The following is a 17,466-nucleotide window of genomic DNA, read 5'->3' on the forward strand; positions in this document are numbered from 1 at the left end:
ATAATATTAAGTTATACATTAATTACTTTGTCATTTTATAATAATTTAATATTGAATTAGGAGCATATTTTTTTATTGCAGTTTTTAATTGACTCCATGAATCTATTCCAGAAAGTTCATTCTTCATATTATATATATTGTCAGTATTTACTTGGAAAAGTATTTTATTATTTTTTTCTAAAGTTGCTGTTGTTTTTCCATTTATATTTTTACCAATTTTTAAATCTCCATATTTTGCAACTTTAAAATCACGTTTAATTACATTAGCTAAGTTTTCTGCTTCTTCATAGTTATTTAATTTGCCTTTAACAAATTTTTTTATTATATTTAAATTTTTTGTTGTCTTTAATGTGTTTTGATTTTCTTTTATTTTTTCTAGATTTTCTTTTATACCTTTAGTTTTATCAAAAGTATTTATTCCTAAATCTTTTGCTAAATTTTCAAATTCTTTAATTAAACCATCAGTAGCATAATCTTCTATAGGTGTATCTATTCTGATGTCTATACCCTCAATTACTTGATTTTCTTTAAAAAAACTAATAGCAAGTTTCTTAGCTGATGCTTCTCTACCTTCAGTTGTTTGCGCAGCAAAAGCACTAGCTGAAGTACAACAAGCAACAGCTAAACTAATTGCGCATATTGACATTAATCTTTTCATTTTCATTTTTGTTCTATCCCCTTTCAAATATGAAGTTTTACAAGTATAATTTAACGAAGCATTACATAAATGTTTATTTTAGGTAATATATAGTATATAATACTCTATTTATAGTTAAATTACAATAATGTAATTATGTTCTTTATACTCCTATTCATGTATTTGTTTTTAATCAATATTAAAGTTCTAATGACTATAATTCCAATAACGCCACCTGTAAAATCAATTACTACATCCTTAATACTAGAATTTCTACCTGAAATATATAATTGAAAAAATTCGTCACTTACTGCTGCTATTAATACCAAAAATAATGAATAAATCATAGCATTATTTTTATTTAAAACAAAAAAACTAAAAACTCTAAATAATATAATTGATAACATACCAAATTCAAAGCCATGAGCAAATTTTCTTATTACTAAATTAAATTCCTTCCTATTTATATGTGCTTTAGAAATAGTAGGTATACTAATATCACTTTCCTTAATATCTGTAATAACTTTTTCTACAACATTATTACTTCTAACATTAGATTCTTTGCCATTTTGACTTGAATTAAAAAATATAAAACACAAACATAAAATACTTAAAAATATGTAAAAAACTTTTTTCATTACATTAACTCCTAAAATTGTAAATTTATTTATAAATAACATTATAATATATTTATCTCCATTTATTAAATCTTAATTTATTTAAATTATTGCCACCATTTAATAAATCCAGTACTAGTCTTATGGAAAAATATTATAAAATATGGTAACATACAATAAGTAAAGTTAATTTATTAATAATTAACCAATTTTTAAATATTTGCTAAAATATTGAGAGGAGCACAAATATGAAATTAAAGAAATTAAAAAATATAGTTGCTGCAACAGTAGCCGCTTTAGTAATAGCAGTTATGTTCCCAACAGGAGCATCTGCAGCTTGGAAACAAGATAGCAATGGATGGTGGAATACTAAAGGTAGTTCATATTCTGTTGGTTGGGAAAATATAAATGGAACTTGGTATTATTTTGGACAAAATGGTTACATGAACACTGGTTGGATTAATAGCAATGGTACTTGGTACTATGCTGATAATTCTGGTGCTATGAAAATTGGTTGGATCAACAACAATAATAATACTTGGTATTTCTCAGATGGTTCTGGTGCTATGCAAACAGGTTGGATTAACAACAATGGTGCTTGGTATTTCCTAAATGAGTCAGGTGCTATGCAAACAGGTTGGATTAACAATAATAATACTTGGTATTATTCAGATGCAAGTGGAGCTATGCAAACTGGATTAATTACAATAAATAATAATACATATTATTTTAATGAATCTGGCGCTATGCAAACTGGAAACCTAACATTAAATGGTGTAAATTATACATTTGCAACAACTGGTGAAAAAATAAATTCAACTAAAAACAATACTAATGATGTTAATACTAATAACAATACTGATAAAGATACAGCTACTTCTGAAAAATCAAGTAGTTCATCTGGTGGATCAGGTGGCTCTGGTAGATCTGGTGGTGGTTCTAGTAGTAAATCAAAAAAATCATCTAAAATATCTAGTAATTCATCATACTCAGATTTATATGGACGTTGGACTGTAAAAAAACATATAGAATCAAATATAGATTCTACTTTAAAACCTTCATTAATACCATATGCTCTTAATGAAAGTTTTACAGTTAAATCAGATAGAATTAGTTCACTTATTCTTACAATAATCGATCCTATTATAGAAGAAGATAAATTAACAGCTTCAGAATTTGAAGATAAATATGATGATTCATTAAAAAATATTGGAATTTCTGGAGACAAAGTTAAATGTATAACAGTAACTGATAAAGACAATAAGAAACATACAGTTGATGTTTTAGTTGCAGACGATGGTTCTGTATATGCTATAGTAGAAGGTGCTGTATTTAAGCTAGTTAGAAAATAGTAAAAAAGTCCAAGCTCTATTTCTAGAACTAACATTGTAAAAACAAAGTATGAGAATGTAGAATAATTTGTGTAAATTAAATATTTCAATATATTATATAACTGGAAATTTTATTTCCAGTTATATTTTTAATATTTATAAGATATTATTCCAAATCTAACTACATCATCCTAAACATGAATAAAACAAAAGTAACTACTCCACGCTTTAACTCTCAACGTTTCACTTTCCCCTCTAAACTAAAAAGAACAAAAAGCAAATAGGGCTTTTTCATCCTATTTGCTTGTATTTATAATTTATATAAATATGTCTTTTAAATTAGTATTTTAACTAATTAATTTGTTCTTTTCTAATATCATTTATTTGCTGCTGTGTTAATCCAGTCAACTCAATTATGACTTCATTACTCATACCTAACTTTATTGCTTTTACTGCTGTTTCTTTTGCTTTCTTTTCTATTCCTTTTTCTATTCCTTTTTCAATCCCTTTTTCTATACCTTTTTCTATACCTCTTTTTTCTACTTCTGGATCATATAATGTTTTTGTCATTGTACTCACCTCTTCTTCTAATCTATCATCCTTAAAATAATTTCTATTTAAATATTCAATTAAATTCTGTATTGCAAGCAACATCTTATGAAAGTCCTCGCCTACTATTTCATTGTTATCAAATAAATTTTTAGATTCATTTGCTATTTTCAAAGCTATTTCCCTTGCCTCATGTGACAAATCCTTTATTTTATCAATATTATTACTTCTTCTTGCATACTCTAAGTCTTTTCTTAAATTAAATAATTGCAACGGTAAAAAAGGATACATCTTATTTTCTATAAGTTCCTTATCAGTATATTCCCAATATTTCATTACAGGAACTGAATAGATAAAACTTTGTTCATCAGGTAAAACTATTTTTAATTTTATATCATCCTTTATATTATTATTACGCTCAATAAATATTACTTTTTGTTTAGGAAAATATATAGTTTTAAAGTCATCCCTATTTCCCGCTTGTTCTTTACCTTTTTTAAATCCATATTCAAACATTCTTATTACCATTGTACTATCATTTTTAGTCTGAAACTCTAAATGATAACTAACTTTATCGCTAGTTTCATTATTTAGTATGTCAAAGAACACATCTCCTCTCAAGGTATCAAATGTATCCATTATAAACTCATTGTTACTTACTGATAATTCAACTTCATCATCACTAAAATTTTCTTCAAAAATTCCATTTAATAAATTAACCAACACTTTTTTAGATGTAGAAAATAAAAATTTAAGTATCTCATCAAGCTTTACTTTTTCATTACTTACTGTCAAATTATCACCTACCTTCCTCTAATTTAATTATAACCTAAACTTAATTTTCTTAAAACAAAAAGCACATAAGACTTTTTATCTATACATTTTCTCATAATACTTTTGATAATCTCCAGAAGTTACATTTTTCATCCATTCTTTATTATCTAAATACCACTTAATAGTTTTCTTTATTCCAACCTCAAAAGTAGTTTCAGGATACCATCCTAGCTCTTCTTTAATCTTATCTGGAGCTATTCCATATCTTTTATCATGACCTTTTCTGTCTTCAACATACTTTATTAAATTTTCAGTTACAGCCTTATCAACATTTTCATTTATATAAGCTATAACAGTCTTTACTATCTGAATATTAGTTCTTTCATTATGACCACCAACATTATAAACTTCTCCCAGTCTACCATCATTAATGACCATATCAATAGCTTTTGCATGATCTTCTACAAATAGCCAATCTCTGATATTCATTCCATCACCATACACAGGCAAATCTTTATGATTTAAACAGTTATTTATTAATAATGGAATTAATTTCTCAGGAAATTGAAATGGTCCATAGTTATTTGAACATCTTGTTATATTTATAGGCATTTTATAAGTATCATAATAAGCTTTAACCATTAAATCAGAACTTGCCTTACTTGATGAATAAGGGCTATGAGGATCTAAAGGTGTTGTTTCCATAAAGAAACCTGTTTCCCCTAAAGAACCATACACTTCATCAGTTGATACATGTAAAAACTTAACTCCATCTTTAAAACTTCCATCTTCTTTTTCCCAAGCATTCTTTGCACAGTTAAGCATATTAACTGTACCCAATACATTAGTTTTTGCAAATATTTCTGGTTCTTTTATACTTCTATCAACATGAGATTCTGCTGCAAAATGAACCACATAATCTATATTATATTTTTCAAAAAGACTAGAAACCAATTTCTTATCACAAATATCTCCTTGAACAAATATATATCTATCATCATTCTCAACAGATTTAAGATTTTCTAAATTTCCTGCATAAGTTAATTTATCTAGATTAACTATTTTAATATCTTTATATTTATTAAGCATATATAAAACAAAATTTGAACCAATAAATCCAGCTCCACCTGTAACTAAATAAGTCTTCATACTTTATTTCCTCCAATCAATAATATACCTTGTGCACATATTCACAAAATACAAATTTATAATATTTTATACACAAATTATATTTAAATTACAAATTCAATAAACTTGTCTATAATAGAAAATTACACTTTATAAGTATATTTATTATTTATCTAAATTATCTATAAATAATCTAATTCTATTTATCAAATTTTTAATTCCCCTATTCTTATTTTGAAACAGTTACTAATCTTTTCAATTAGCAACGTTCCTAACCTGTATTATTCTCTAATTTCTAAATTCTCTATAAATGATTTTATTGCTTCTTCCCAATCTCTCATTTCATCACCAACAGTATTTCTAAGCATCATATTGTCAAGTGATGAATATTCTGGTCTTTTTGCTGGAGTCTTATATTCTTCTGATGTACAAGGTTTAACTTCACATTTTTCACCAGATAATTCAATTATCATCTTAGCAAAATCATACCAAGTACACTCATTATTTCCCGTGCAATGATATATCCCATACTCTTGTGTTTCTATAAGTTTTAATATATGATAAGCTAAATCATTTGCATGAGTTGGATTTCCTTTTTGATCATTTACTACATTTATAGTATCTTTTTCTTTACCAAGCTTTCTCATAGTATAAACAAAATTATGACCTACATATCCATAAAGCCATGCTGTTCTTACAATAAAATATTCAGTGCAAAATTCTCTTACATAGTTTTCTCCTAAAAGTTTAGTCTTTCCGTAAACGCTATAAGGTGCTGTTAAATCATATTCAGTTAAAGGCTTTTCCCCAATTCCACTAAACACATAATCAGTTGACACTTGAACTAATTTAGCTCTTATTTTCTCACAAGCTATAGCTAAATTTCTAGGGCCAAGAGAATTAACTTTAAATGCAAAATCTTTATTACTTTCACATCCATCAACATTAGTAACTGCAGCACAATTGATTACCACATCTGGATTTAAAGTAATTATCTTTCTATTAACCTCATTTAAATTAGTTATATCTAATTCATCAATATCAAAAGCTATAACTTCTGCTTCTTTTAAATTTTTAGATATTTCCCCTATCTCAGCATATCCTTTTTTTAATATATCTTGAAGTTCCCTGCCTAACTGCCCATTACAACCTGTTATTAATATCTTCATAAATCTAAAACTCCATTCTCATTAATATCTGTATATATTTTCAATATAATTCTTGTCTCTATAAAATATTCTAAATATTTCTTGCATTAAATAACTATATAAATTACAGTAATAACTTGGCATTACAGTTAATTTAAAAAACTTAACTACTAATAATATATTGTAAAATCTTTAATGCAACATATATATAATATTATACACTTTAAAAATGTTAAAATTATTTCATTCAAATAATTATATATACTCTACTTACATTAATTTTATTAAAATTAAACAAACAGCAAAAGTCACTACTCCACGCTTTTTAGTTGAGAGTGGATAATTGAGAATTGAAAGTTTTGGTTGAAAATCCTAAAGATTTTCTAAAAATATATACTTTAAAATTTCCTCAACTCTCCACTTTCCACTCTCAATTATCAACTAATATTTGCTTTAACCTAGATTTTATCAGCCTTTCAGACTTTGAAAATTCTATACTTTCCTATACATTAAAAAAGCCAGAGCTTTCACCCTGACTAAAGTTAATTCTAAATTAAGTATATTTAATTTATCCCTCAACAACTTTAACTTTTTTTCCTTTAAATACAACAGCAAGTTTTAATACATGATTTATATTTCTTTCCTTAAGTTCAGCTTCATACTTATTCTCTTCAATTTGATTTAACGCTTCTTCAATACCTTTTTCTATGCTCTTATTCATAAAATCATCAATCTTTTTAAACTCCATTATAATTCCAAGCTTTGAATTATCTTTAGGAATAAGCATAACATCATATCTTCCATATCCACTTTCCTTATTTGATTTAACCTCATATTCATCAGTAAGAGATACAATCATTCCAAGTACAAAAGCATGATAAACTCTTTCTGGCTCTTCTCCAGATATATCAAAATAGCTTATATTATTTAAAACAAATTTTCCAAAAAATCCACCAAAAGTTTCAACATCCCCAGATACTAATGCCTTTAACATAATTTTATACTTTTCAAATTTTAAACTTTCCTTAAACCACTTCTTAATTAAATTCCTATAAAAAATTAAAACTTCATTATTAGGAATTTTAAGATCACACTCAAAATACCCTTCACTAACTATTGAACTTACAGGTTTTAAATATCCACTTAAAGTTAAAAAGCTCCAAATATTTTCATCATCTTCTTCTACTTCTTTCATCACAATATGATCATCAACTATCTTTTTTATAGAATCCCCTTTTATAAGTTCCTCAAGATTTTTCTTAGTATCTTCATTTCCTTTAGAAAGCAACCTTTTTATCAAATCATTGCTACTGCTGTTTATCCAATAAGGCATAAATCCCATTGCATTATTTTTAATATAATTAAGAACTGACCAAGGATTATATATAACTTTTCCACCAAACATATAGCCATTGTACCATTTTTTAACCTCATCACTTTTTTCCATAAGATTATAATATTTTAATAAATCCATAACCTCATCTTCAGTAAATCCGAATTTATCATTAAAATTTAATCCCAAAATAGTATCTACTTCTAAGTTATTAAGACCTGAAAAAATACTTTCCTTCGCAACCCTAAGTATTCCAGTAACTAAAGCTTTTTCTAAATATATATTATCCTTAAGTGCAGCAGTTAAAATATTTCTTATTAATACAATAGCTTCTTCGTAGTACCCTCTTAAATAAGATTCCTGTACTGGAACATCATATTCATCTATAAGTACAATAACTTTTTTATTATAATACTCATTAACAAACCTCATTAAGTTACTTAATGCTTCTGAAAACTCAACCATAGTGGCTTTACCTTCTAATATTTCTCTAAACTTATCTTTATCAAAATCTGATAGTTTTTCACTTTCAAATAAATAATAATGCTCTCTATATATAGAGTACATTAACGATTTTATTCCATCTTGAAGATTTTCAAAATTAAGATGTTTTTGATTCTTAAAAGAAAGAAAAATAACAGGAAACTCTCCTTGAAGCTTCATTATTTCTTCTTCATTTTCTATTTTTAGTCCCTTAAATAAGTCCCTATTTTCTTCTTTATTTTCTATATCAAAAAAAAACTTTAACATACTCATATTTAAAGTTTTCCCAAAACGTCTTGGTCTTGGCGTTAATATAACTTTTGCCGAATTTTCTATAAACTCTTTTATAAGTAAACTCTTATCTACAAAATAATGATTTTCTCTTATGAGCTCACTAAAATTAGATGTTCCAACCTGAATACTCTTTTTCATTACCGCACCGTTGCCAAAACCTTATAAAACTCTATAAAGCTTGTTTAATTCCCTGTTCAATGTGTCCGATTTTGTAATTCCTAAAAATTACTACTTTCGTTTTATGTGACACTCCGAGGGCTTAACTTCGGATACAACGAATCCTACACCTCAAACATAACTGTTTAAGTAGTTATGCTGAATATCTGCTTAAATTAATTGAAGCATTAAAATCTCTGTCAATTACTGCTCCACATTCTTTGCAGATATAAGTTCTTTCTGATAGTGATAATTTAGCTTTTACATGACCACACTCACTACATATTTTTGATGATGGATACCATTTATCAGCTTCAATAAATTCAATTCCATAGAACTCACATTTATATTGAATTTGTCTTTTAAACTCATATAACCCTTGTTGTGCTATAGCTTTAGATAAATGTTTATTCTTCATCATGCCTTTAATATTAAGTGTTTCCATAACTACTCTTGATGGCTTGGTTTTCACTATCTCAGTAGTTACTTGGTGTAAATGGTTGTTCCTAATATTAGATAATCTTCTATGAAGTAATCTAATTTGTTTTTCAAGTTTTATAATGTTGCTTGTTTTGACGAACTTCCTCCCTTCTTTATTTAACTCATATTTTTTAGATATTTTACGTTGCAACCTACGTAGTCTTTTTTCTAATTTTTTAACTAATCTTGTTTTATTGATATTTTTAAAAGTCATTCCATTGGAGCATATAGCAAGGTCTTTAATACCAACATCTATTCCTATGCTTTCATCTGTTAATTCCACTATTGGATTTTCTATTTCAGTTCCTACAGATAAATACCAATACTTTCCGTCAAAGCTTACTCTTGGATTATTGTATTTAATATTTATAGTTATTTGTTCTGCTGTTATAATCCAACCTACTTTTTCAATAAGAACCATTTTAGGCTTAACTTTTAGCTTCATATTATCATTATAGAATGAAGGTTTGCTTTTTTTTCTACTTTTAAATCTTGGTTTATCGGCTAAACCTTTAAAAAATCTTTTATAAGCTTCACAAGCATCTTTAACAGCCTGTTTTGCTACATTATTAGATACTTCATTAAGCCATAGTAATTCATCTTTTTTAAGTATGGTAATTTCTTTTCTAAGATCATTATTACTAATAAACTTTCCACCATTCTTATAATTTTCTTCTGCCTTGCCAATGTCCAATTATAAATAAATCTTGCAGTACCAACTGATTTCCAAAGTTGTTGTTTCTGCTCTACACTTGGAATAATTCTAATCTTCTTTGACAGTATCATCTTTCAATAACTCCTTAATCATCTTTTTAGCTTTATTGGCTCTTTTACCTTGGAGTCTACAACTAAAAACTGTAAAAATTTGAATTAAATCTTCAACTAATTCCTGTTCTTCTGTCTTTTCAGTATTGTCTATAATTTCAATAGTAGTTCCATATTTATTACATAGATTTTCTATGATTTCAAAACCAAATCGCAATAATCTGTCTTTGTATAAAATTACTATCTTTTCAACTTCTGAATTAGTTATCATATCTATTAATTGATTCAATCCTTTTTTATTGTAGTCAATTCCACTTCCTATGTCAGTAATAACGTCAAAAGAATATCCTTTAGCAATCATATAAGTCTTAACATTTTCTATTTGCCTTGCTAAATCATCTTTTTGCTTATGAGAACTAACTCTACAATATCCTATTACTTTCTTAGTTTTAACTTCAACACCTTTGAGTCCTAAAAAATGATTAAGTTGCTCTTGTGAATAATACCTATAGCCACTTGGTGCTACATGATGTGGTTTTAAAACATTATCCTTATCCCAATTCCTTAATGTATTGTTTAAAATCATTATTGTGCTTTTCACTTACTTTGCATAAATATATAAGACTATGGCCACTTACGATTCCCTCTCCCTTAAATATTAAATATGCTTTTAATGATTTTTCAACTGCTTGCTGACAATGAAATGCTACTACATCATTTCCACACTCATGTTCTTTTAGTATTTTTGCAGACTTAATATCTCTTTCTGCCTTATCTATCCAATCCTTATATCGCAACGTATCAACCATATATTTTCACCCCTGTATTTATAATAGAGTATGCAAAGCTACTTTTGTCATTTATACAATTATTCCATTCCTCATTTGTATATAAAACTAAATCAAATGGAATATTGCTTTCTATATTCACATATATATTTGTTAATAATTCCCTTTTATTCATTGTATCCTTAATAATACATAAGTCAATATCACTATCTTCTCTAAAAATTCCTTTTGCTACAGAACCAAAAAGTATTATCTCTTTGGGATTAAATTTTTCTATTAGTTGTTTCTTTATATAATCTATTTCTTTATTAAAACTATTAACATTCATTCTGAATTCTCCTTTAGTATCTCTACCAAATTTATTAACATTCTTTTTAATAGTCAATATATTTTATCTTCTAATGACCTTTTAAAAAATATATATCATACATCTTATATTATAGCCTATTTATAATGTACTTAAAACAAATAAGAGTATTCAAACTTGTACCTGTAAAATTTTACACCCCAGGGGTAAAAAATGTCCTGATTAATTTTCCTGCTGGCGGTTTATCACTAAATCCACAGATTTCAATATCATCATCCTCATCATCCCAGATTGAAATAATATCACAGGCTTCATCTTTCTTCTTTGGCTTATTTCCCTTTTTCTTATTCTCATCTTTACTAAACACAAATTCTTTATCTAAATCCACTTTATCTTTTGTACTCACATCATTCTTTAATAAGTTCTTATTTAAAGTTGATCTATCATTACTTTCTGAAAGTTCTGTAACATCTATATCTTTGTTTCTATCTAAAACTATTTTATCTTGACTTTTCTCTTTATTATCTAAATTACATTTACTATTTTCTGATTTGTCATTAACTATAATTTTCTGAATATTAACCTCATTTTCAATATTTCCTAATTCCTCTACTTTATCTTCTACACCATAACTATTATCTCTATTCTCTATAAGTTCTTTATTAACTATGCCATCAATATCACTAGACTTATCCACTGCACCTTCCATATTATCCATAGCTTCTAATTTATCTATATTATTATCTTTTTTCTTAGATTTAATATTCTGATGTTTAGCAAAATTTCTAACTCTATAAACATTACCTTCAATTAATTCAACCATTTCTAAATCCATAAATACCTTTAAAGCTAATTTAACCTTTTTCGCACTTCTATTAAATTCTAAAGCTAAAGTTTCAACTGTATAAGGAATACTTTTTGAAAGGTACAAATCTCCTTCTAAATTAACTTTACCTGCTAAAGTTAAAAGTCTAGTCCAAATATAATGAATAAGATCCCTGTCCTCCATTGTATCTATTATCTTAAACTTAGTATCGTTATACATATCTACTCTTAACTTTACTATTTTTCTTTCCATATAAAAAACATCTCCTTTTAATTTTTTATCATATACATTAAGTTTTACTTTTAAATCCATACGCATTTTCTTATATAAGTTATGTATCTTAAGCTTCTAAATATATATATGCATTAGAAATGAATATTACATGAAAATATAAATTTTTTTATAAAAAAACAGATAAGACCTTTAAATCTTATCTGTTATATTGATCGTCACCAGCTTGAACATATTACAAATTTTATACCCTAAAGTAAACTAACAACTAATTATTAATCTTATTTCTTAATTCTCTAACCTTTTCTATAGGTAAGCCTGTTCCTTTAGATACTATTTCCTCGCTTACTCCAAGTCTTAAAAAACCAATAGCATCTTCTATTGCTTTCTTTTCTATCCCTTTTTCTATTCCTTGTTTTAATCCTCTTTCTATAGCATTATTCTGCATTCTTTCTATAGTTTTTCCTAAATTACTAACCATAAAATCTACCTCCTCTTGATTACTTTTTTCAAGAATATCATCAATTTCACCTTGCAGATTATCCCTTACTCTTGGTTTTACTATATTTTTAAGCCAACTTTTAAATACACTAAATTGCTCTGGTGATATCTTTTTCAAAATTAATTCTATATCATTTATCTTTGCTTTATTTAATTTTTGTAATTTCTTCAATTGTAAGTCCTGTTCCAATTGATATTTGTTCTATACTTAATCCCATATTTAAGAGATTTTTTGCCACTTCAATTTTTCCTTGTTCTACACCTTTTCTTTCAGCCTCATTTAATGCACTTATCTTATCTTTTAATATTTTAGAGCGCATTTCATATAATTGCCTTTGATTTTTATCATTACTTATTCTTATAAGTTCATCCTTAGCTTCCCTTATTTCATCTATAGTCATCTCTAAATTTCTAACTTTTTCACTTTCAGGATCTTGTAAAAATTGTGTCCATGCAACTAACAAATCTTTTTCATCACATTCATCCTCTAATTTTGGAATCTCTATAAAATGTATTTCTTCCACATTAGTTAATTCTTCATTAGTATCAACTTCTTTTAATCTATATCTATTATGAAACCTCTTAGTTTTTAAATACTTAAAATTTAAAATATTTATACATACTGTTCTTTTAAGTTGTGAATAATCATCGCCTTCATTTAATTGTTCTTCATAAAGTTTGCTCCAATAATATAAACTTCTTTTTATCATGTTATATTCATTTTTCAATTGTATTTCTATATTTATTATTTCATTATTACTGGTAGTTGCTTTTACATCCAGCCTTGAAAATTTATCTTCTACAAAAGCTTTTTCTATGTCTGTATTTTTTATTTCTACACTTTTTATTGGATCATTATTTTTTAATACTGAATTTAAGAATGATATTAATATCCTTGAATTTTTTTCTGTACCAAAAATATTCTTAAATATAAAGTCAATTTTAGGATCTAGTAAACCTTTTAGCATAAATATACACCTCATCTTTATTACTATACCTTCATTATATCCTAAGTTTCATTTCCGTAAAACAAAAAAACAGATAAGACTTTTACATCTTATCTGCTATGGTGACAGTCACCAGCTTCAACATATTACAAATTTTACACCCAATGGGCAATTAAAGATTTTCCACTACACCTTTTAAATATTCTGTAAACTCTTCATTTATATTAGGCTTTTTTAAAGCATATTCCACAGTAGCTTGTAAAAAACCTAACTTATCTCCTACATCATATCTTCTTCCTTCAAAATCATAAGCATACATAGCTTCTTGCTCCATTAATTCAAGAAGAGCATCTGTAAGTTGGATTTCTCCTCCCTTACCAGGCTCAGTATTTTCTAAAATTTCAAATATCTTTGGTGTTATAATATATCTTCCTAATATAGCTACATTAGTTGGTGCTTCTTCAATAGATGGCTTTTCAACAAGTCCCTTTACCTTATATACTCTATCTTCTATATGTAATCCATCAACAATACCATATTTATTAACATTTTCTCTTGCTACAGTTTGTACACCTAATACACTAGTTTTATACTCATTATAACAATCAATAAGTTGCTTTAAACAAGGTTTTTCTTCATTATATACAATATCATCACCAAGAAGAACCGCAAAAGGTTCATCACCAGTAAAAGCCTTTGCACAATGTATAGCGTGTCCTAATCCCTTTGGTTCCTTTTGTCTTATAAAGTGAATATCAACCATATTAGAAATATCCTTAACCATTTCTAACATTTCCTTCTTACCACTCTTTTCAAGCTCTATTTCAAGCTCTAAAGAACGATCAAAGTGATCCTCTATACTCTTTTTGTTTCTTCCTGTTATAATAAGAATTTCTTCAATACCAGAATCAATAGCTTCTTCTATAATATATTGTAAAGTTGGCTTATCAACTATAGGTAACATTTCCTTAGGTTGAGCCTTAGTTGCAGGTAAAAATCTCGTCCCCAGACCTGCTGCTGGAATTACTGCTTTTCTTATTTTTTTATTCATATTTTTAAATTCCTTTACTATTTTATTTTTAGTTTAATATAAGCAGATGATTTAATTGTCATCTGCTTACTTTTTAAGTTTCTATCTGTATTTTAATATCTTTATTATATGCGATTTAAATATATAATAGGTTTAATTCTTGATAATATTACACCAATTATTCCACCACTAAAATCTACTAAAACATCAATAACGCTAGATGTCCTTTGAATCATAAAAAATTGTAATGTTTCATCAAGTACAGCTGTTAATAATACAACAAACAATGTGTATATTAAACAATTATTAAATTTAAAACTAAGATCATTAAATAATAAGTATAATGAAATTGCTAACATACAATATTCAAATGCATGTGCACATTTTCTTACAACAAAGTTTAATTTCTGTTTTATATTATTACTTTTTAACGAATTAGAAAATTTACATTCATCTACTATTGGTATTACTTGATTAACTATTTTTCTACTTCTCTTCTGAGAATATTTCCCTGATTGACTAGAGTTAAAAAATATAAATATTATACACAATAAAGATAATATTATTAACAATAATCTTCTTTTCATATTATAAATCCCCTAATTGAAATATATTCTTAAGATAAATGATTATAGTACTCTACATACCAATTTGCAAACTTTTGTAATCCTTCTTCTATGCTAGTAGATGGTTTAAATCCTACTGCTTTTTGTAATAAATCTGTTGATGCATATGTTGCTGGCACATCTCCTGGCTTTATAGGTTCAAATATCTTTTTAAATACTATTTCTTTATCCATTGCCTTACTTAAAGCTTTTTCTAATGTTTCTATAAAAGTCATTAATTTTTCTGGATTATTATTTCCTATATTAAATACTTTATTAGGAACTTCTCCTTCAGGAGGATTACTTATGAGTCTTTCAATTCCTTCAACAATATCATCTACATAAGTAAAATCCCTATATAGATCATTGTCAAAATCACCATTATTAAATATCTTAATTGGTTCTCCAGAAAAATATTTATTAGCAAATCCAAAATAAGCCATATCCGGTCTGCCCATTGGACCATAAACAGTAAAGAATCTAAGTCCTGTAGCTGGGATTTTATAAAGGTGACTATAAGTATGAGCCATTAATTCATTTGATTTTTTAGTAGCTGCATAAAGAGATACTGGATGATCAACAAAATCAGATTCTTCAAATGGTACTTTTTGGTTAGATCCATATACAGAACTTGATGATGCATAAACTAAATGTTCAACTGGATTATATCTACATGCTTCAAGTATATTAAAAAATCCTATAATATTACTTGCAATATATACATCAGGATTTTCTATTGAATATCTCACACCAGCTTGAGCTGCTAAATTGATAACAACATTAGGCTTGTACTTTTCAAAAATTTTCATTACCATATCTTTATCTGATATATCACCTTTAATAAAAGTAAACTTCTCAAAAGGTTTTAATTTTTCTAATCTATCATATTTAAGATTTATATCATAATAATCATTTATATTATCAATACCAATTACTTGGCAGCCTTTTTGTAATAGTTTTTTAGCTAAATAAAATCCAATAAAACCAGCTGCTCCAGTGATAAGATACGTTTTATTTATATCTAAAGATTTATTATTCACTTTTTTCCTCCTAAAACTAAATGACTATTGCATAATTTATTTAAAATATCATTTATGTATTAAAATATAATTTAGATATTTTGCAATACTCTCCATATTCCTTTTATTTCTCAAATTTTATGATTAATTTCTAGTTGCTGCTACTTCTGAAATAGTTTCAGACATTCTAATAGTTGGACGACCTATTGAATAATATTCAATTCCATTTTCAAGCATTTCATTTATATCATAAATATTTCTTCCATCATAAACTAAAGATGTTCTCATAAGTTTTTTATAATCTTCAGGCCTTATAGCTTTTATTTCACCCCATTCAGTAAATATAAAGCATACATTAGCATCTTTTAAAGCTTCTTCTGGATTTGAAACATATTTTATATTACCTTGTCCATTTTTTCCTTCTGGATATCTTTTTTTAAAGTTTTCTTCACCTACTGGATCATAAGCATAAACTTGAGCTCCATGTTCTAATAATAAAGGTACATTTTCAAGAGATGGTGCTTCTCTTAAATCATCTGTTCCTGGTTTAAATGTAAGTCCAAGTACTGCTACCTTTAAACCATTAAAAGTAATAAGACGTCTACAAGCTTTCTTATATAACTTTGTCTTTTGGTCTTTATTTACGTCAATGGCTGCTTTAATAGTTCTAAGCTTATATCCATTTTGTCTTGCTAAATATTCAAGTGCCTTTGTATCCTTAGGGAAACAAGAACCACCATAACCAATACCTGAATTTAAAAATTTACTTCCAATACGTTCATCAAAACTCATACCTTTAGCTACATCTTGTATATTAGCTCCTACAAGCTCACAAAGATTGGCAATATCATTCATATAAGATATTTTAAGAGCAAGGAAGTCATTTGATGCATACTTTATCATCTCTGCTGACCTTCTATTAACAGATACTATAGGAAGATTAAAAGGTTCATATATTTTCATAAGTATTTCTTCTGCCCATTTACTTTCAGTTCCTATAATAATTCTTGCTGCATGAAGTGTATCATGTACAGCTGTACCTTGAGCTAAGAATTCAGGATTAGATGCTACTTCTATATTTACATCATTAACTAAAAAATCACTAATAAACTGTTCAACCTTATCATTAGTTCCTACAGGTACCGTAGATTTTACTACTACAAGACAATCCTTTTCTACATTTTCAGCTATCTGTCTTGCAACTGTAGCAATATAACCTAAATTTGCAGAACCATCTGATTGTTCTGGTGTTCCTACTCCTATAAATATAGCATCTGCTTCTTTATAAGCTTTTTTATAATCAGTTGTATAATCAAGCCTACCTTCTGCATAATTTTTTTGCATAAGCTCTTCCAAATCTGCTTCATAGATTGGAGAGACTCCACTCTTCATTAAATTCACTTTATTTTCATCAATATCTACACAGGTAACTTGATGACCAGTTTCGGCAAAACAAACGCCTGCCACAAGTCCTACATACCCTGTTCCTGCTACCGCTATTTTGTACATAATATACC

The 17,466-nt window shown here is 26.9% G+C and carries 17 protein-coding genes and 1 pseudogene; 1 reads left to right on the plus strand and 17 read right to left on the minus strand.

Features of this window, described 5'->3' with window-relative positions:
- Positions 1-22: 22 nt before the first annotated feature.
- Entirely contained in the window at positions 23-664 is a 642-nt protein-coding gene (locus BGI42_RS13870; RefSeq protein ID WP_069680856.1) for a hypothetical protein, read from the minus strand.
- A 113-nt stretch (positions 665-777) separates the two neighbouring features.
- Positions 778-1,275 (minus strand): VanZ family protein, encoded by a 498-nt coding sequence (locus BGI42_RS13875; protein WP_069681096.1) that lies wholly within the window; start codon positions 1,273-1,275, stop codon positions 778-780.
- Between the two features lie 227 nt (positions 1,276-1,502).
- Between BGI42_RS13875 and BGI42_RS13880 the strand changes: the two genes are divergently transcribed.
- On the plus strand, positions 1,503-2,606 hold the full coding sequence (locus tag BGI42_RS13880; RefSeq protein ID WP_069680857.1) for a PspC-like choline-binding domain-containing protein: 1,104 nt from the start codon (positions 1,503-1,505) through the stop codon (positions 2,604-2,606).
- 330 nt (positions 2,607-2,936) lie between these two features.
- Here BGI42_RS13880 and BGI42_RS13885 read toward each other — a convergent pair whose 3' ends face one another.
- The 15 genes and pseudogenes from BGI42_RS13885 to BGI42_RS13955 all read right to left on the minus strand — a co-directional run bounded on the left by BGI42_RS13885 (position 2,937) and on the right by BGI42_RS13955 (position 17,458).
- Entirely contained in the window at positions 2,937-3,929 is a 993-nt protein-coding gene (locus tag BGI42_RS13885) for an RpnC/YadD family protein (protein WP_069680858.1), read from the minus strand.
- A 75-nt stretch (positions 3,930-4,004) separates the two neighbouring features.
- On the minus strand, positions 4,005-5,057 hold the full coding sequence (gene rfbB / locus BGI42_RS13890) for a dTDP-glucose 4,6-dehydratase (protein ID WP_069680859.1): 1,053 nt from the start codon (positions 5,055-5,057) through the stop codon (positions 4,005-4,007).
- 260 nt (positions 5,058-5,317) lie between these two features.
- Positions 5,318-6,205 carry a dTDP-4-dehydrorhamnose reductase gene (rfbD, locus tag BGI42_RS13895; RefSeq protein ID WP_069680860.1) on the minus strand — a complete coding sequence of 296 codons (888 nt, stop codon included), beginning with the start codon at positions 6,203-6,205 and terminating at the stop codon, positions 5,318-5,320.
- A gap of 547 nt (positions 6,206-6,752) precedes the next feature.
- The gene (locus BGI42_RS13900; RefSeq protein ID WP_069680861.1) at positions 6,753-8,432 is read right to left on the minus strand and encodes an AAA family ATPase; all 1,680 of its coding nucleotides are present in this window, start codon (positions 8,430-8,432) and stop codon (positions 6,753-6,755) included.
- Between the two features lie 172 nt (positions 8,433-8,604).
- Positions 8,605-9,716: pseudogene (locus BGI42_RS13905) on the minus strand (RNA-guided endonuclease InsQ/TnpB family protein).
- The gene (locus tag BGI42_RS13910) at positions 9,694-10,281 is read right to left on the minus strand and encodes an IS607 family transposase (RefSeq protein WP_069680862.1); all 588 of its coding nucleotides are present in this window, start codon (positions 10,279-10,281) and stop codon (positions 9,694-9,696) included. Before BGI42_RS13910 ends, BGI42_RS13905 begins: the two are co-directional and overlap by 23 nt.
- Positions 10,247-10,504 carry a HEPN domain-containing protein gene (locus BGI42_RS13915; protein WP_069680863.1) on the minus strand — a complete coding sequence of 86 codons (258 nt, stop codon included), beginning with the start codon at positions 10,502-10,504 and terminating at the stop codon, positions 10,247-10,249. The genes BGI42_RS13910 and BGI42_RS13915 overlap by 35 nt, the downstream gene beginning before the upstream one ends.
- A complete protein-coding gene (locus tag BGI42_RS13920; RefSeq protein WP_069681097.1) occupies positions 10,497-10,811 on the minus strand; it encodes a nucleotidyltransferase domain-containing protein in 315 nt (104 codons plus the stop codon). Before BGI42_RS13920 ends, BGI42_RS13915 begins: the two co-directional genes overlap by 8 nt.
- Positions 10,812-10,983: 172 nt before the next feature.
- Entirely contained in the window at positions 10,984-11,868 is an 885-nt protein-coding gene (locus tag BGI42_RS13925) for a phage replisome organizer N-terminal domain-containing protein (protein WP_069681098.1), read from the minus strand.
- 247 nt (positions 11,869-12,115) lie between these two features.
- Positions 12,116-12,520, minus strand: a complete 405-nt coding sequence (locus tag BGI42_RS13930; RefSeq protein ID WP_069680864.1) for an RpnC/YadD family protein — start codon at positions 12,518-12,520, stop codon at positions 12,116-12,118.
- Positions 12,495-13,316: an Rpn family recombination-promoting nuclease/putative transposase gene (locus BGI42_RS13935; protein ID WP_069680865.1), complete on the minus strand. Its 822-nt coding sequence runs from the start codon at positions 13,314-13,316 to the stop codon at positions 12,495-12,497. Before BGI42_RS13935 ends, BGI42_RS13930 begins: the two co-directional genes overlap by 26 nt.
- 151 nt (positions 13,317-13,467) lie before the next feature.
- The gene (gene galU / locus BGI42_RS13940) at positions 13,468-14,346 is read right to left on the minus strand and encodes a UTP--glucose-1-phosphate uridylyltransferase GalU (protein WP_069680866.1); all 879 of its coding nucleotides are present in this window, start codon (positions 14,344-14,346) and stop codon (positions 13,468-13,470) included.
- 104 nt (positions 14,347-14,450) lie between these two features.
- Positions 14,451-14,912: a VanZ family protein gene (locus tag BGI42_RS13945; protein WP_069680867.1), complete on the minus strand. Its 462-nt coding sequence runs from the start codon at positions 14,910-14,912 to the stop codon at positions 14,451-14,453.
- A 29-nt stretch (positions 14,913-14,941) separates the two neighbouring features.
- Entirely contained in the window at positions 14,942-15,970 is a 1,029-nt protein-coding gene (locus tag BGI42_RS13950) for an SDR family NAD(P)-dependent oxidoreductase (protein ID WP_069680868.1), read from the minus strand.
- Positions 15,971-16,093: 123 nt separating this feature from the next.
- Entirely contained in the window at positions 16,094-17,458 is a 1,365-nt protein-coding gene (locus BGI42_RS13955) for a UDP-glucose dehydrogenase family protein (RefSeq protein ID WP_069680869.1), read from the minus strand.
- Between the last annotated feature and the right edge of the window lie 8 nt (positions 17,459-17,466).

Origin of the sequence: Clostridium taeniosporum (genome assembly GCF_001735765.2) — a bacterium.
Lineage (GTDB): Bacteria > Bacillota > Clostridia > Clostridiales > Clostridiaceae > Clostridium > Clostridium taeniosporum.

Coding starts and splice junctions, on each gene's coding strand:
- rfbD (WP_069680860.1), bottom strand. CDS start 6,205: ATGAAGATATTAATAACAGGTTGTAATGGGCAGTTAGGCAGGGAACTT.
- BGI42_RS13880 (WP_069680857.1), top strand. CDS start 1,503: ATGAAATTAAAGAAATTAAAAAATATAGTTGCTGCAACAGTAGCCGCT.
- BGI42_RS13915 (WP_069680863.1), bottom strand. CDS start 10,504: ATGGTTGATACGTTGCGATATAAGGATTGGATAGATAAGGCAGAAAGA.
- BGI42_RS13910 (WP_069680862.1), bottom strand. CDS start 10,281: ATGATTTTAAACAATACATTAAGGAATTGGGATAAGGATAATGTTTTA.
- BGI42_RS13945 (WP_069680867.1), bottom strand. CDS start 14,912: ATGAAAAGAAGATTATTGTTAATAATATTATCTTTATTGTGTATAATA.
- galU (WP_069680866.1), bottom strand. CDS start 14,346: ATGAATAAAAAAATAAGAAAAGCAGTAATTCCAGCAGCAGGTCTGGGG.
- BGI42_RS13935 (WP_069680865.1), bottom strand. CDS start 13,316: ATGCTAAAAGGTTTACTAGATCCTAAAATTGACTTTATATTTAAGAAT.
- BGI42_RS13955 (WP_069680869.1), bottom strand. CDS start 17,458: ATGTACAAAATAGCGGTAGCAGGAACAGGGTATGTAGGACTTGTGGCA.
- BGI42_RS13870 (WP_069680856.1), bottom strand. CDS start 664: ATGAAAATGAAAAGATTAATGTCAATATGCGCAATTAGTTTAGCTGTT.
- BGI42_RS13920 (WP_069681097.1), bottom strand. CDS start 10,811: ATGAATGTTAATAGTTTTAATAAAGAAATAGATTATATAAAGAAACAA.
- rfbB (WP_069680859.1), bottom strand. CDS start 5,057: ATGAAGACTTATTTAGTTACAGGTGGAGCTGGATTTATTGGTTCAAAT.
- BGI42_RS13925 (WP_069681098.1), bottom strand. CDS start 11,868: ATGGAAAGAAAAATAGTAAAGTTAAGAGTAGATATGTATAACGATACT.
- BGI42_RS13875 (WP_069681096.1), bottom strand. CDS start 1,275: ATGAAAAAAGTTTTTTACATATTTTTAAGTATTTTATGTTTGTGTTTT.
- BGI42_RS13900 (WP_069680861.1), bottom strand. CDS start 8,432: ATGAAAAAGAGTATTCAGGTTGGAACATCTAATTTTAGTGAGCTCATA.